Annotated in this window: 17 protein-coding genes; 10 read left to right on the top strand and 7 right to left on the bottom strand. The window is 62.7% G+C overall.

Annotation, left to right across the window (positions count from 1 at the left end; all coding sequences use genetic code 11):
• The first annotated feature begins 25 nt into the window (after window positions 1-25).
• Entirely contained in the window at window positions 26-1,186 is a 1,161-nt protein-coding gene (gene hemW, locus WH87_RS08480; protein ID WP_046139509.1) for a radical SAM family heme chaperone HemW, read from the top strand.
• Window positions 1,187-1,412: 226 nt separating this feature from the next.
• Here hemW and WH87_RS08485 read toward each other — a convergent pair whose 3' ends face one another.
• Window positions 1,413-2,651 carry a penicillin-binding protein activator gene (locus WH87_RS08485; RefSeq protein WP_046139508.1) on the bottom strand — a complete coding sequence of 413 codons (1,239 nt, stop codon included), beginning with the start codon at window positions 2,649-2,651 and terminating at the stop codon, window positions 1,413-1,415.
• Window positions 2,652-2,743: 92 nt separating this feature from the next.
• On the opposite strand from WH87_RS08485, the gene rsmI reads away from it, so the two are divergent.
• The 3 genes from rsmI (at window position 2,744) to gshB (ending at window position 5,049) form a co-directional block, all read left to right on the top strand.
• Window positions 2,744-3,631 (top strand): 16S rRNA (cytidine(1402)-2'-O)-methyltransferase, encoded by an 888-nt coding sequence (gene rsmI / locus WH87_RS08490; protein WP_046139507.1) that lies wholly within the window; start codon window positions 2,744-2,746, stop codon window positions 3,629-3,631.
• Window positions 3,597-3,989, top strand: a complete 393-nt coding sequence (locus tag WH87_RS08495) for a YraN family protein (protein ID WP_046139506.1) — start codon at window positions 3,597-3,599, stop codon at window positions 3,987-3,989. The genes rsmI and WH87_RS08495 overlap by 35 nt, the downstream gene beginning before the upstream one ends.
• A 115-nt stretch (window positions 3,990-4,104) precedes the next feature.
• Window positions 4,105-5,049, top strand: a complete 945-nt coding sequence (gene gshB / locus WH87_RS08500) for a glutathione synthase (RefSeq protein WP_046139505.1) — start codon at window positions 4,105-4,107, stop codon at window positions 5,047-5,049.
• Here the strand turns inward: gshB and WH87_RS08505 are convergent.
• Window positions 5,046-5,762 (bottom strand): HAD family hydrolase, encoded by a 717-nt coding sequence (locus tag WH87_RS08505; protein ID WP_046139504.1) that lies wholly within the window; start codon window positions 5,760-5,762, stop codon window positions 5,046-5,048. The two genes, gshB and WH87_RS08505, sit on opposite strands and share 4 nt — an antisense overlap.
• Before the next feature lie 67 nt (window positions 5,763-5,829).
• On the bottom strand, window positions 5,830-6,321 hold the full coding sequence (locus WH87_RS08510) for a hypothetical protein (protein WP_046139503.1): 492 nt from the start codon (window positions 6,319-6,321) through the stop codon (window positions 5,830-5,832).
• Window positions 6,322-6,475: 154 nt separating this feature from the next.
• On the opposite strand from WH87_RS08510, the gene WH87_RS08515 reads away from it, so the two are divergent.
• From WH87_RS08515 to WH87_RS18945, 4 genes are all read left to right on the top strand, one after another.
• Window positions 6,476-6,856 carry a hypothetical protein gene (locus WH87_RS08515; RefSeq protein ID WP_046139502.1) on the top strand — a complete coding sequence of 127 codons (381 nt, stop codon included), beginning with the start codon at window positions 6,476-6,478 and terminating at the stop codon, window positions 6,854-6,856.
• A gap of 77 nt (window positions 6,857-6,933) precedes the next feature.
• Window positions 6,934-7,575, top strand: a complete 642-nt coding sequence (locus tag WH87_RS08520; protein WP_046139501.1) for a MarC family protein — start codon at window positions 6,934-6,936, stop codon at window positions 7,573-7,575.
• Window positions 7,576-8,383: 808 nt separating this feature from the next.
• Window positions 8,384-8,590, top strand: a complete 207-nt coding sequence (locus WH87_RS08525) for a hypothetical protein (RefSeq protein ID WP_046139500.1) — start codon at window positions 8,384-8,386, stop codon at window positions 8,588-8,590.
• A gap of 75 nt (window positions 8,591-8,665) precedes the next feature.
• The gene (locus WH87_RS18945; RefSeq protein ID WP_052726492.1) at window positions 8,666-9,097 is read left to right on the top strand and encodes a hypothetical protein; all 432 of its coding nucleotides are present in this window, start codon (window positions 8,666-8,668) and stop codon (window positions 9,095-9,097) included.
• Between the two features lie 15 nt (window positions 9,098-9,112).
• Here WH87_RS18945 and WH87_RS08535 read toward each other — a convergent pair whose 3' ends face one another.
• The gene (locus tag WH87_RS08535) at window positions 9,113-9,952 is read right to left on the bottom strand and encodes a glycoside hydrolase family 25 protein (RefSeq protein ID WP_046139499.1); all 840 of its coding nucleotides are present in this window, start codon (window positions 9,950-9,952) and stop codon (window positions 9,113-9,115) included.
• Between the two features lie 181 nt (window positions 9,953-10,133).
• On the opposite strand from WH87_RS08535, the gene WH87_RS08540 reads away from it, so the two are divergent.
• Window positions 10,134-11,657, top strand: a complete 1,524-nt coding sequence (locus WH87_RS08540) for a YifB family Mg chelatase-like AAA ATPase (RefSeq protein WP_046139498.1) — start codon at window positions 10,134-10,136, stop codon at window positions 11,655-11,657.
• Window positions 11,658-12,110, top strand: a complete 453-nt coding sequence (locus tag WH87_RS18950; protein WP_052726491.1) for an NUDIX domain-containing protein — start codon at window positions 11,658-11,660, stop codon at window positions 12,108-12,110.
• 164 nt (window positions 12,111-12,274) lie between these two features.
• Here WH87_RS18950 and WH87_RS08550 read toward each other — a convergent pair whose 3' ends face one another.
• The 3 genes from WH87_RS08550 to cfa form a co-directional block, all read right to left on the bottom strand.
• Window positions 12,275-12,850, bottom strand: a complete 576-nt coding sequence (locus WH87_RS08550; RefSeq protein WP_046139497.1) for a uridine kinase family protein — start codon at window positions 12,848-12,850, stop codon at window positions 12,275-12,277.
• Entirely contained in the window at window positions 12,847-13,341 is a 495-nt protein-coding gene (locus tag WH87_RS08555; RefSeq protein ID WP_046139496.1) for a DUF523 domain-containing protein, read from the bottom strand. Before WH87_RS08555 ends, WH87_RS08550 begins: the two co-directional genes overlap by 4 nt.
• A gap of 69 nt (window positions 13,342-13,410) precedes the next feature.
• Complete coding sequence (cfa, locus tag WH87_RS08560; RefSeq protein ID WP_046139495.1) at window positions 13,411-14,526, bottom strand: cyclopropane fatty acyl phospholipid synthase; 1,116 nt, start codon at window positions 14,524-14,526, stop codon at window positions 13,411-13,413.
• Window positions 14,527-14,578: the final 52 nt, after the last annotated feature.

Consider the following 14,578-nt stretch of genomic DNA (forward strand, 5'->3'; position numbering starts at 1 on the left):
TCACGCTCAGGTCCTGGAGTAGGTCATGGCCGTTAAGACTCGCAACGACCTGTTTGGCGTTTACGTGCACTGGCCCTTCTGCGCCAGCAAATGCCCGTATTGCGACTTCAACTCGCACGTCCATCGCGGTGCGTTCGATGAAGAAGCCTATGTCGCCGCCTATGAGCGCGAAATCGCCCATGCCGCCGAGCTGACGCCCGGTCGCGTGGTGCAGTCGGTGTTCTTTGGCGGTGGCACGCCCTCGCTGATGTCGCCCTGGGCAACCGGGCGTATCATCGACGCCATTGCCAAGCATTGGACCGTCGAGCGCAATGCCGAAATTACGCTCGAAGCCAATCCGACCAGCGTCGAGGTCGATCGCTTCAAGGGCTTCCGCGCCGCTGGCGTCAATCGCGTCTCGCTGGGCGTGCAGTCGCTGCGGCCCAAGCCGCTGGCCGATCTCGGGCGGCGCCACTCGGTGGAAGAAGCCGTCGCCGCCGTGCGCATCGCGCAATCGGTGTTCGAACGCTCCAGCTTTGATCTGATTTATGCGCGTCCCCACCAGACCCTTGATGACTGGGAAGACGAGCTCAAGGAAGCGCTCTGGCTGGCCCAGGGACATCTCTCGCTTTATCAGCTGACCATCGAGCAGGGCACGCGCTACTTTGACCTGCACAAGGCGGGCAAGCTCGCCATGCCCGATGAAGATCTGGCGGCTGATTTCTACGAAATCACCCAGGAGCTGACGGCCGCAGCGGGCATGCCAGCCTATGAGATTTCCAACCACGCCCGCCCCGGTCAGGAGAGCCTGCACAACATGCTCTATTGGCGCTATGGCGAATATGCCGGCATTGGCCCGGGTGCCCATGGTCGTCTGATGATCAACAATCAGCGTCATGCGACGGCGGCTGAAAAGATGCCGTTCGACTGGCAGAAGAAGGTCATGGCCAATGGGCACGGCATGGTGGTGGACGATGTGCTGACCTGGGAAGAACAGGGCGACGAGTTCCTCGTCATGGGCCTGCGCCTCAAGGAAGGCATTTCGCCGGCCCGCTTTACCGCCATTTCCGGTCGCAAAATCAACCAGCGCCAGATCGATGATCTCAAGGGCTATGGCTTTGTCGAAACCCTGCCCAATGGCAATCTGCGCGTCACCGAGAAGGGTTTTCCTGTTCTCGACGCGGTGGTGGCTGATCTGGCGGCATAGGGTAGCGTCCGCGCTGCCCCAGTAGACCTCGTGGTGAGCCCGTCGAACCACGAGGGCGTGGCAAAGGGACCTCCACTCGCTCGACCTCGTCCTTCGACAGGCTCAGGATGAGGTCTTTGAGGATTGGGGCGGTTATGGAACTGCCCAATTTCCCCACACACCGGCGCTGCCCTCGGACTTGATCCGAGGGCCACTCTCCATTCGGCACTCGCGGGAAACTCCGGGCCTAGAGCTTGACGCCCTCGATGACCTGGCTGCCGCCGGGGGCGAGTTTTTTGAGCACGAGACCATATTCGCTGCGGCCATTGCCGAGGAACCGGAACACGCCGTCGCGGCCGTTAAAGCCGGTGGCGGCGGTGAGCAGGGTTGCATTGTAGGGCTGGCCGGCCATGGACAGCGTGTTGACGTTGGCGAGGATCGTCGCGGTATAGGCGATGGTGGCGAGGGCGTGGGGCTGGCCGCCAAAGCGGGCGGTGTAATCCCCGCGAATGGCCGCCATGCCGGCGGGGTCAACGCTGGGGTAAACCGCGCCGCTGAGTTGGGTGGCGCTGGCAATGGCGGGATCGCCCTCCCAATCGGCCGAGCCGACAATCTGCAGATCGCCTGGCGGCAGACCGGCCTGTGCCAGGAGCGTTCCGAAAGTTGGCGCGCTGGCGCGATCGGGCAGGATCAGCGTGTCGATCATGCCGCGCTGAATGGCGGGCAGGGCCTGATCGATGATCTGCTTGGCCTCGCCGACATTGGAAAATGTATAGACCGCCTGCGGGGAAAACCCGGCGGCGACGGCCTGCTGGCGGAACGCGGTTTCCTGCGCCTGACCGAATTCGGTGGCAGGGAACACCCCGGCAATGCCACGGCGACCCTGGGTTTTGATCCAGTCCAGTGAGCGCTTCATCTCGGCGTCCGGCAAGACGCTCAGGAGGTACACGCCGGGGCTGGCGGCGTTGGGATTGTTGGAAAAACCGATCAGGGGCAGCCCAGCCGAGCGCGCGACAGCGCCAGCGGCGGTGACCTGATCGGCGCGCAACGGCCCCAGGATCAGCTTGGCCCCATCGGCCACAGCAGCGCTGGCGGCGCTGGTTGCGCCCTGCACGGTCGCGCCGGTATCGCGCAGGGTGATGGTGATATTCTCGGCGATATTGGGATTGGCTTCGATGAACGCAATCGCCAGCCGGCTGGCATTGGCGAGCGAGGTGCCGACACTGGCAAGGCCCGCGTCGCCGCTCAACGGCAGCAGCAGCGCCACCTTGACCGGACCACGGCCAAAGCTTTGGGATGGGCCGGTGGGCATCACGGGTTGCTGGGTCGGAAAGCTCTGCTGGGGCTGGCCGCCATCGTCGCCGCCAAAGCTCAGCGTGCGCGAGCCGATCTGGATATCGCTCATGGTGCAGGCCGACAGCACCATCAGCAGGGTGGCGCCGAGGGCAGCTCGCCTCCAGCTTTTGGCAGCGTTGAACGCGTTCACCGATGTCCCCAAAGCGTGCACATACTGTTAGCATTGAGGCTATCAATAGGTTAACCGAACGTTGAAATCTGCGAAGGCGAGACCCAAGGCGCATGACTGATCCACATTCCGGCTATTTCATCGCCGGCTCCGCCTTTACCGCCCCGCCCCTGGCGCCGGGTCTTTATGTGGTGGCGACGCCCATCGGCAACCTGCGCGACATTACCATCCGCGCGCTCGAAACCCTGGCCGCCGCCTCGGTGGTGCTGTGCGAAGATACGCGCATGTCCGCCCGCCTGCTCGATCACTATGGCATCAAGGGACGGCGTATTGCGCTGCACGAGCACAATGAACGGCACAAGGCCGAAGAGATCGTCCGCCATGTGGCCGCTGGCGAGGCCATTGCGCTGATCTCGGACGCGGGGACCCCCCTGCTCTCCGACCCCGGCTTTCCCCTGATCCGTGCCATGGCAGAAGCGGGCCAGCCGGTATTTCCCATTCCCGGTGCCTCGGCTTTGCTCTCGGCGCTGGTGGTGGCGGGCCTGCCGACCGACGCTTTTGCTTTCCATGGCTTTCTGCCCAACAAGGCTGGCGCGCGCGCCAATGCGATCACGGCGCTGAGGGATTCACGTGAAACCTTGGTGTTTTACGAAAGCCCGCGCCGCCTTGATGATACGCTGGCAGCGATGGCCAAAATCTTTGGCGAGCGGCAGGCGGCAGTGGCGTTGGAGCTGACCAAGCGCTTCGAGCGCGTCAGTCGCGGCACGCTGGCCGAACTGGCTGCAGAATTTGCCGATAACGAAACCAAGGGTGAAGCTGTGATCGTGGTGGCTGGTGCCGATGCGCCCACCGCACCCGATGCGGCGGACTGGCAGGCGGCTTTGGTCGAAGCGATGGCAGACCAGCCGACGCGGGCAGCGGTCGACGAAGTGACCAAAAAATACGGGCTCAAGCGCAAGGAAGTCTATGATGCCGCCCTCGCCCTCAAGGCCCAAGAGTAAGGCACGCATCGCCGCCCATTCCGGTGGTCAGCGCGCCGAAGCGCTGGCTGCTTTGTTCCTGCGGTTGAAATTCTACCGCATCATCGCCCGACGCTACAAAACCCCGGTCGGCGAAATCGATCTGATTGCGCGCCGCTTTGGCGTCACCGTGTTTGTCGAGGTCAAGGCGCGCGCGCGATCCGCGGCGGAAGCCGAGGCGCTGGGGGCGGTCAACCAATCGCGCATTGTCCGCGCCGCGCAGTACTGGTTGGCCAAACACCCCCGTCTCACGGAAACGCCATTCCGCTTCGATGTTATTTTCCTTGCACCCGGTCGATGGCCGCGCCATGTCATCAACGCCTTCGACGTAAGCGCCTGACACGGGCTCACCCACGGTGTCATTCCCGCGAAAGCGGGAATCCCCTTTTGCGGGAGCGTGATGGCGAAGGGAGATTCCCGCTTTCGCGGGAATGACGCAGCGCAAGAGGTCTCATATGAAACTTAAAGTCGCCGTCCAGATGGACCATGTCTCCACCATCAATCCACGCGGCGATTCCACGTTCGCGCTGATGCTGGAGGCGCAGGCGCGCGGCCATGAGCTGCTGCACTATACGCCTGATACGCTGGCGCTGCGTGGCCATGAGGTCAGCGCTCTGGCCCAGCCCATCACCGTTTTCGACAAGCCTAAGGGCGAGCATTTCGAACTGGGCGAGGCGCGTCGTGTCGATCTGTCGACCCAGGACGTGATCCATATGCGCCAGGATCCGCCCTTCGACATGAACTACATCACCATCACCCATCTGCTCGAAAAGCTGCACCCCAAGACGCTGGTGGTGAACCCGCCTGCGGCGGTACGCAATGCGCCCGAGAAAATCCTCGTTACCGATTTCCCCGAGCTGATGCCGCCAACGCTGGTGACGCGTGACCGCGAGCAGATCCATGCCTTCCGCAAGGAGCACGGCAACATCATCGTCAAGCCGCTCTACGGCAATGGTGGCGCGGGCGTGTTCTTCATCCAGGAAGGCGACCATAACCTGGCGAGCCTGCTCGAACTGTTCGAGAGCAATTATCGCGAACCCTTCATGATCCAGCGTTACCTGCCGGACGTGCGCAAGGGCGACAAGCGCATCATCATCGTTGATGGCGAGCCGGTGGCTGGACTCAACCGCATCCCGGCCGATGGCGAAGCGCGTTCCAACATGCATGTGGGTGGTCGCCCCGAGCTGAGCGAACTGACCCCACGCGAGCGCGAGATTTGTGCGGCGATTGGGCCAGCGCTCAAAGAACGCGGCATGATCTTTGTCGGCATTGACGTGATCGGCGACTATCTCACCGAGATCAACGTCACCTCCCCGACCGGCATTCGCGAAATCAAGCGCTTCGGCGGGCCTGATATTGCCGTGCTGATCTGGGATGCGATCGAAAAGCGTCGCGCCTAAACGCCGGTAAAAAGACCTCTGAGATCGGCAATACTGTCGAGAATGATATCTGCGTGGGCGGCCAGTTCCGCCCGCGTGCTATTACCCGAGAGCACGCCGATGGCGAGCCCTGCCCCACCGGCCCGCGCCATCTCGAGATCGTGGAGGTTATCCCCCACCATGGCGATGGCGGAGGGTGGAAGCCCGGTCTTTTCGGCAAACAGATGCAACTGATCTGGATAAGGCTTGGCCCGCGCCACCGAGTCATAGCCGATGATCGCCGCCATCAGATTGGTGATGCCCGAGCTTTCGGCCATGGCGCGGGCGCCCGCCTCTGAATCATTGGTTGCAATGCCCAGCACATAGCCCAGCGCAAGCAGCTCCTCGAGCGTTTCGGTGAGGCCGGGAATTTCGACGGCGGTGTGAGTGATCTGCGCATTGACCAGATCCTCATAATGGGTGGCGCGCTGGCGCACCGCATCGGGCGTGAGCTCTGGATGCCAGAGCGACACCAGCTCGGCGGTGGTCCCCGCCGCAATCACCGAGCCGCCGACAAAGCGCTCGGCGTCCCAGTCATAGCCACCCCGCGTCACCAGTTCGCGCGCCGCGTCTTCGTCGCCCTTGGCGGCGGCGCGGGCCAGACCCATCAGAATGGAAAACCACGACTGGTTGAAGTCGATCAGCGTGCCGTCCTTGTCGAACAGAATGCCGCGAATGGCTGAAATGTCGGGCATGAGGTTCCTTGGGAATTACTGCTGCCCCGAGGCTAGGGGGCGAAGATGTCGCTGACAAGTCACCGCGCTAGCCGAGGACCCGCCCCGCTACCAAGGCCACATGGAGAACATGGGCGATGACAAAGCCCGATGCGGCAAAGAGATAGGCCCAGCTGACCCAGCGGCGAAATGTCGAGCTTAGGTCAAAACCGATCAGGCCAATGCCCGCCAGCCAGAGCGCAGGCGTATAGGCGGGCGCGGCAAGGCCGAGCAAGCTTTGGCTCCAGCCTGAGGCTGGCGCGGTAATTAGTGGCCACCAGGCGAAGCCATAGGCGAGAAGGCCAAGCGCGTAGAGCGCGAGACCGACTTTCTGGCGGCGGGTGCGGAGGCGCAGCAACATCAGAGCCGGCAGGCCGGTGACGGCATAGCGGCAGAGATTTTCCGCCAGCGCCAGCGGCATCGGAATATCGCGCCAGAAGGTTTCGGATTGCAGCATGGGCGGCAGCGCACCGGCGAAGAGCAGGTTGATCGCCAGCACCGGAAGCATCAGCCAGAAGCAATTGCCGAGATATGCGCGCATATGCCCCCCGACACCTTGATGCTCGTCGCCTCTTGGTAGACGAGATGGGACGGGCTGGGCAATCGGCGTCGAACCGGCTAGGTCTCATGCGGGCCTTGGGGAGCTGCACCGTGCCATCCAGTTTTATCGCCGTCACCTGTGGGTGCATTGTCTGATGTGGTTGGTGGTGGCGGCACTCCTCAGTAGCGGTGGCTGGTTTCTGTTTCGGCGATGGCGCCGGACCATTCCGACCGATCCGCGCCTGACAATGGCCTATTGGCGCAATTCCGGCCTCGTGCTCGGGGCATACCTGTTGTCCATTCTGCTCGGCGCAGGCGTGACGCGCATCATGGTGGGGTTCAATCGCGGGGGTTGGGCGGATCTCTTGATGGTCGCCTTCTTCATCGTCTGGGTGGGCTATGGCGCGGTGTGGATGCTGCGCTATCTGCCAACGACAAAGCCGCAACCGGCCTGGCTGACGCGGCCACGCGGCTGGCTTGACGCGGTGGCGCTGCTGGCATTGGCGGGGCTGGCAACCGGAGCACGGATGCTGTGATCCCCTGTTTTTGCCGGGCTCTGGGCAAAGCAGCGCAATCGGGCTAGGTCTATGCCCAGCCTTGGGGGATCAAGACCATGCCAACCACCACATTCTTTGTCGCCTTTGCGACCCTGTTTGCCACGGTTGGCGTCGCCGATATCGCCTTCATCTTTGCCGCGCTGACCAAGCACAATACGGCCAAGCAGCGCTTTGCCTTTGCCACGCGCGGCGTCATCATCGCCGGCATCATCCTGCTGCTGTTTGGCGTGCTGGGCACGCCTATCCTCGATCTCTTCGGCATCACTATCCCCGCGCTGCGCACCGCTGGTGGCCTGCTGCTGTTCCTGATCGCCATCGACATGGTGTTCGCCCGCCATTCGGGCGGCACCGGCACGACCGATGAGGAAGAGGTGGAGGCGCGCCAGCGTGATGATATCGCCGTGTTCCCGCTCGCCATGCCCCTGCTCGCCGGTCCCGGCGCCATCAGTGCGGTGATCCTGCTGACAACCGGCACCACGACGGACCTTGAGTTCTGGGCTGTGCTGCTGGCGATCGTGGTGATCCTGTTCCTCGCCTGGCTCACCCTGCTGGTGGCCATTCCCATCCAGCGCCTGCTCGGGGTCACCGGCCTTGCGGTGGTGTCGCGCGTGGTGGGTATCCTGCTGGCGGCGCTGGCGGTGCAGTTCGTCTTTGACGGCATCAAATCGAGCGGGCTGCTGAGCGGCGTGGCGGCTTAGCCCAGAGGGGCTGGAGCCGCGCCTGATCGGTAAACTTTTCTTTAATTTACAGGGTTAATCAAAGCTTAACCTAGTCGTTGACGCGGCGCCCCAAACAGGCCATTGCAAGGCTCAATGCTTCTCCTGGAGACAACGACAGTCATGCGTATCGCGGCCGCTATCAGTCTATTCATTCTTGCGATCATGGCCGCCAGCTCGAGCGGCACCACGGCTGCGCGCTCCGAAATGCTGCTGCCCCTGACATCGACCGCCAATTAAGCAAAAACGGCCGGCTTGCGCCGACCGTCCAAAAGCTTTTTTCAAAGCCCGCAATTACTTCTTGCTGTTGCCGGCGCTGCCGCTGCCCAGACCCGTGACAGGCGTATTGGCGACGACCTTGTCCTTTTTCGGTTTCTTGGCTTCTTTGTTGCTGCGCATCTGACCCTTGGCCATGTCCATTCTCCTCACATCGGGCGGCTCGCCCGGGAATGATGGCTAAAAGCTAGTCCTCCCCACGGACGGTTGCAAGCCATGCCCGGTGCCGGCGCGCAGATTTGACATTCCCCCCGGTTCTGCTTTGATAGCGCCATGCACGCTTTCGATTGTTGCCATCGCCAGCATTACCGGTTCCGCCTCCTCCGAGGCGTTTGACCTGGTTCGGCCACCTGCCACGCCCTCGGGCAAGCGCAAGGGCCGTGCCAGGATTTAAGCCCCCATACCATCAGTGATCCCTGCACCCGCTTCGCGCGGCGTGCCTGTCATCGTCCGCCGATCCATTGCCCCCAAAGCGATGGCGCGGGGCGATGCGCTTTTACGGAACAAGACGATTATGACTTTCCCATACGGCCTGACCATCGCCATCAGCGGCAGCCACAAGCTCAAGCGTTTCACCCAGTGGGCCGAAGCCACCCTGCCCGACCTGCAATATCGTCTGCCCCCGCAAACCCCGATCAAGACCGAGACCATGACCATTCGCCTGAGCGCGGTGGAAGATCGCGCGCGGGTGCTCTCGGCCCTCTCGACCAGCAAGCTCTAGGTGGCCCGGGCGTCGCCATGCGTGCTCGCGGCGCCCTCTCTCCCATTTCTCTCAACACAAAAGGAAACCAAAACCATGGGTGCCCCCGCCCAGTTCTTCATGACCGACCGGGACTATGCCATCCTGCGCGGGATCGCGATGGCCCGGCCGACCGGCGAACGCGGTTATTTCGATCTGCTGCGGCATAAGCTTGTCTATGCCGACATCGTGGCGCCCGACCTGATCGATCCCGATGTCGTAACCATGAACAGCCAGGTTCGCTACAAGCTCGGCGACGGCCGCTGGCTGGAGCACAAGCTGGTGATCGGGGCGGCACGCGAAGTGATCGGCCAGACCGTGTCGCTGCGCTCCATGCATGGGCTGGCGCTGCTGGGCATGCGCGAAGAACAGGTCTTTGCCTATGACGGCTCGGCCGATGCGGTTTCGGTCGAATCCGTGTTGTTCCAGCCTGAGGCAGACGCCGAAGTGCGCTCCTATGGGCAGGCCCGGATGTGGCAGGGGCGCTAAAAGCGCCCCTTTATCCTATTTGGCAAACTGGCAGCGGCCGGTCGGCGCGAGATAGGCAATGGCCCGCGGATCGCATCCGGTCGAGAGGAATGTCAGCCAGTCATTCTGGTTGCCATAGAAGGCATTGCGATCGACTTCGCCCTTCACGCCCGGCACCACGCCGGTCTGCGTCCACTGCCAGAAGGTCCAGGTGCGATTGCGGTAGCGTTCATGCGGCTGGGCCGCCGTCGAGCGCAGCCAGAAGGCATTGGGGAAGCTCTCGCCTTCCAGAATATCGCGGTGGAAGTTCATGTCGGTGTAAATGATCGGCAGCTTGCCGGTGTGGCGCTCCATCGCGTCGAGCATCACGCGGATCTTTTCCAGCGCATCGGCGCGGTTCGGTTTGACCTTGCAGCTCGAATGGTTGTTCCATTCCAGATCGAGCACCGGTGGCAGCGCATCGGGATCATTGGGCACATTGGCCACGAACCACGCCGCCTGTTCGGACGCCAGCGAGCACCAGGTCATGAAGTGGTAGGCGCCGCGCGGCATGCCGGATTCGCGCGCCCGCACCCAGTTCACCCGGAAATTGGGGTCGATATAGTCCTTGCCCTCGGTCGCCTTCATGAACACGAAGTTGATCCCGGCGGCACGCGCACGCTGGAAATCGACGTTTTCCTGATAGCGCGCCACATCGATCCCCTGAATGGGCATGGCGCGGGCGCGATCAACGCCCGAATGCGGCCGGTTATCGCCCTGGATCGGGCCATAGAGCCCACCCCCGCTGGAACAGGCGACCAATATGGCGGCCAGGGCAGCAGCCAGCGTGATTTTCGCAAGTCCACGGAGCGAGGGGAATGGCCGGCAGGCGGTCATGGGCAGAACTCAACGCATTAGATTTAATTGAGCCTTTCAATCACCATGGCGCGGTTAATGGAGGATTAGGGTAACCATTGTGGCAGCGAGCATGGTTAACAAGCCGTCTTTCGTTCGCCCTACGTTCTTGTTCGCCCGGAAAGCCTCTGCTAGCCTCGTTCAGGGCTTGGGGCGTTTTGACATGGTCACGCGCGTTTCGACGGTGGCATTTCTCGGTATCGAGGCGGTTCCGGTGGATGTGCAGGTGCAAATCGCGCCCGGCATGCCCGCCTTCGTGCTCGTCGGATTGCCCGATAAAGCCGTCAAGGAAAGCGGCGAACGCGTCCGCGCGGCGCTGGTTGCCTCAGGGCTGGGTCTGCCGCCCAAGCGCATCACCATTAATCTCGCGCCCGCCGATCTACCCAAGGAAGGCAGCCATTACGATCTGCCCATCGCGTTGGCGCTGATGGCCGCCATTGGCGCCATTCCGCAGGATGCGCTGGATGGCTATCTGGCGCTGGGCGAACTGGGGCTCGACGGGCGGCTGGCCCATGTCGGCGGCATCTTGCCTGCGGCGATTGCCGCGCAGGGGCGTGAGCTGGGCCTGATCTGCCCGGCACCGTCGGGCTCCGAGGCCGCCTGGGCGGGGGAAGGGCTTGATATCATTGCCGCCGAAAGCCTTCTGGCGCTGGCCAATCATCTGACCGGCCATCAACTGGCGGCGCGCCCCCTGCCCCGCAAGCATCTGAACGCGACAGGCCTGCCCGATCTCAGCGAAGTGCGCGGCCAGCAGGTGGCGCGGCGCGCGCTCGAAGTGGCGGCGGCGGGCGGGCATAACCTTTTGATGATCGGCCCTCCCGGTGCGGGTAAATCCATGTTGGCGGCGCGGTTGCCCTCCATCCTGCCGCCGCTCGATCCGCGTGAATTGCTTGATATTTCGATGATCCAGTCCATTGCCGGCGAGCTGGCGGGCGGCGCGATTTCCGATCGCCGTCCCTTCCGCGCGCCGCATCACTCGGCCTCGATGGCCGCTTTGGTGGGTGGTGGGCTCAAGGTACGCCCGGGCGAAGTCAGCCTCGCGCATAATGGCGTGCTGTTTCTCGATGAGCTGCCTGAGTTTGCGCCCAGCGTGCTCGACAGCCTGCGCCAGCCGCTTGAAGCGGGGGAAACGGTGATCGCCCGCGCCAATGCGCGGGTGAGCTATCCCAGCCGCGTGCAGCTGATCGCGGCGATGAACCCCTGCAAATGCGGGCTGGCAGGCACACCCGGGCATACCTGCAAGCGCGGTAAAGCCTGCGCCGACGACTATCAGAGCCGCGTTTCCGGGCCTTTTCTCGATCGCATCGATATTCGCGTCGACGTGCCCGCTGTGACGGCTGCCGATATGATCGCGCCCTCCGGTGCTGCCGAAAGCTCGGCCGATGTGGCCCATCGCGTCGCCGAAGCGCGGCATCGTCAGCGCGAGCGCTATCTCGCCCATGGCGCGCCTGAGGTGTTCACCAATGCCGGGGCTGGGCCCAGCCTGATCGAGGCCGTGGTCAATCCTGATCGCGAAAGCCAGTCGCTGTTGCTGCAGGCCGCCGAGCGGTTCAATTTGTCTGCCCGCGCCTATCACCGCGTGCTCAAGGTGGCCCGGACGCTGGCCGATCTGGCCGGAGCCGACGCTGTCGGGCGCCCTCATATCGCTGAAGCGCTCAGCTATCGGCTCAATTTCGGAGTGGCTTAGTTGGCCCATCGTATTTCCGCGGGCGTGCTCGCCCTGAATGAGGGCCGGATTTTGCTGGTGCGCCACTATCGCAATGACCACCACGATTTCTGGGTGGGTCCGGGCGGCGGCGTTGAAGGCGGCGAAGAGCTCCCCGCTGCGGCTGAGCGCGAATGCCTTGAGGAAACCGGCCTTACCGTGCGGGTTTCTCGCCTTGCCTATATCGACGAGCTGTGGAGCGACACCGATCGTGCGATCAAGTTCTGGTTTCTCGCCGACTATGTGTCCGGCGCGCTCGATGTGAACGCCAATCCTGCTGACGGCGAGTCCATCGTGGAGGCCGCCTGGTTTACCCGCGATGACCTGCCGGAAGGGCATGTGTTTCCCGATCCGCTCCGTACACGGTTCTGGGATGATCTGGCGACCGGGTTCCCGCATCCGATCAAACTGCCTCTGCGGCGTATGCAGTTTTGAGTGCCTGCTCTTTCCACTGAACATCTCTACACATCGGCGCTTCCCTTGGACTTGATCCGAGGTGTCTTCCACTTGTGCCGCGCTGAGAGTGGCACTCGGATCAAGTCCGAGGGCAGCGCCGGTGTTGGGGGCTGGGGTGGAGGATGGGAGAGGAATCTCCCTGCTCAAACCGCCCCGCGCCCGGCGTAGAGGAGGTCACAACGCGTCTGGGGGCGCGATTGCATGTAGAGGTCGGCGCTGGGCAGGAACAGCTGCTGCCATTCCGTCGCCCACTCTCCGACGCCCCGCGCATAGGCTGCGGCCAGCGTGGTGGAGCGGTCGCTTTCGACAAAGATTTTGAGGCTGTAGAGCGCCGCGACATCAGGATGGAGCGATGAAACGCCCTCAATGATCACTGATTTGTCGAGGGTCACGGTCCGCGCTTCCGGAGCGATGCTGAGCGTTGACCAGTCGAACGGCTGGTAGCTGCACCTGCCCGTCTGCGCCAAAGCCTGGATGGCGTCGAGAAATGCGTCATAGCGGATGTATTGGAACGGAAAGGCAGGCTGGGTTCGGCTGGGCCAGTCTGCCGGAGCGGCAATGAAATCATCGAGATAGATGCAGTTGAGATCAAGTCGGTCGATCAACTGGTCGGCCAGCGTGCTCTTGCCCGAGACCGGAAGACCATCAATGGCAATGAGGCCGGGTGATGCCAGATTGGTGACTGTCGTGATGATGTCGTCCAGCGTCGCGACAGTCACGCGATTAGCGCTGAAGCCAGCGCGTCGACGTCGCGCTCGGTGAAGACGGCAATGCCGTTTTGGCGCAGCAGGGCGGCGGTGACGCCGGCAGCATGATGGCGGGTGCCGTCGAATTTGCCGTCATAGATCGTGCTGCTGCCGCAGGACGGACTGCCGTCGATGAGAAGGGCATGGTGGATATCGTGCTCGCGGGCCAAGGCGAGCGCCGCTTCGGCACCAGCAAGGAACGGCGCGGTGACGTCGGCGCCGGTATTGTCGACGACGCGCCCCGAACCGGACAGCACGGCATCGCCGGAGCTGTTGTCAGCGATTTCGGCCGGTGGACGCGGCACCGAAAAACCGCCTGCGAGTTCGGGGCAAATGGCAACCAGGCGCCCCTCGTCGCGCCAATGGGCAACCAGCGGATGATCGAGCGGTTTGCCCTTGCCGTTGTAGCGCACGGGGCGACCCAAAAGGCAGGCGCTGATCAGGATTTTCGGTTTGGTGCTCATCGACAGCTTTATAGGCCGGATTGGATCCGGTGGATAAGCCTGTGAATAGGTGTTTCACGTGAATCCTTGTTACCGCACGCTGGTATAGCCGCCCGCAACGCCGTGGGGCGACAGCACGACCTGCCAGAGATTGATGTTGCGGGCCCGGAACAATGCGGCCGACACCGACAGGTAATAGCGCCACATGCGGCGGAAGCGCTCGTCATAATGATGCGCCAGGGTCGGCCAGGCGGCATCGAAATTGGCGAGCCAGGCCATCAGTGTGCGATCATAATGGGCGCCGAAATTGTGCCAGTCTTCCATGACGAACAGGCCTTCGAGGGCTTTGCCGATCTGGGCGACCGATGGCAGCATGCCATTGGGAAATATGTATTTTTCGGTCCACGGATCGCCATGCGTGCTCGATTGATTGCCGCCAATGGTGTGCAGCAGCATCAGCCCGTCGGGCGCCAGCAGCGTTGCGGCCTTCTCGAAATAGCTGCGATAGTTTTTGTAGCCGACATGCTCGAACATGCCGATCGAGATGATGCGGTCGAATTGACCGTCCAGCGCCTCATAATCGAGCAGCAGCGTTTCGACCGGCAGGCCCGCCGTGCGGGCATTGGCCAAGGCCGCCTGTTCTTTGGAGACAGTGACCCCAACACCGGTCACGCCATAGCGCTCGGCGGCAAATTGCAGGAAGCCGCCCCAGCCCGAACCGATGTCGAGAATGCGCATGCCGGGCTGAAGACCGATCTTGCGGCAGATGAGGTCGAGCTTGGCCTCCTGCGCGGCATCGAGGTTGGGCGCATCCTTCCAATAGGCGCAGGAATAAATCATGCGCTTGTCGAGCATGGCCCCATAAAGGTCATTGCCGATGTCATAGTGTTTCTCGCCGACTTCCGTGACATGTCGTCGCTGCAGGTTGAGCAGTTTGGCGCGCAGCACGCTGCCGATCAGGGCGAGATCTCGGGGAAAATTATCCTGGATATGGGCGGCGGCGAACTTGAACACCATCTGGTCGAGCGCCTCGGCGTCCCACCAGCCGTCCATGTAGCTTTCCCCAAGGCCCACAGTGCCTTGGCTGAGAACCCGGCTGAACAGGGCCTCATTGTGAACTTGGATATCCCAAGGGCGATCCCCACCTATGCGAACGTCGGCGCGGGCGATTTGGGTTTCTACGAATTGCCTTGCAGTGCTGGACATGATGGCAGCATGAGTTGGCTTAAGGGACGCTGAGTATGCTTCATCGTCAATC

The organism is Devosia epidermidihirudinis, from assembly GCF_000971295.1.
Lineage (GTDB): Bacteria > Pseudomonadota > Alphaproteobacteria > Rhizobiales > Devosiaceae > Devosia > Devosia epidermidihirudinis.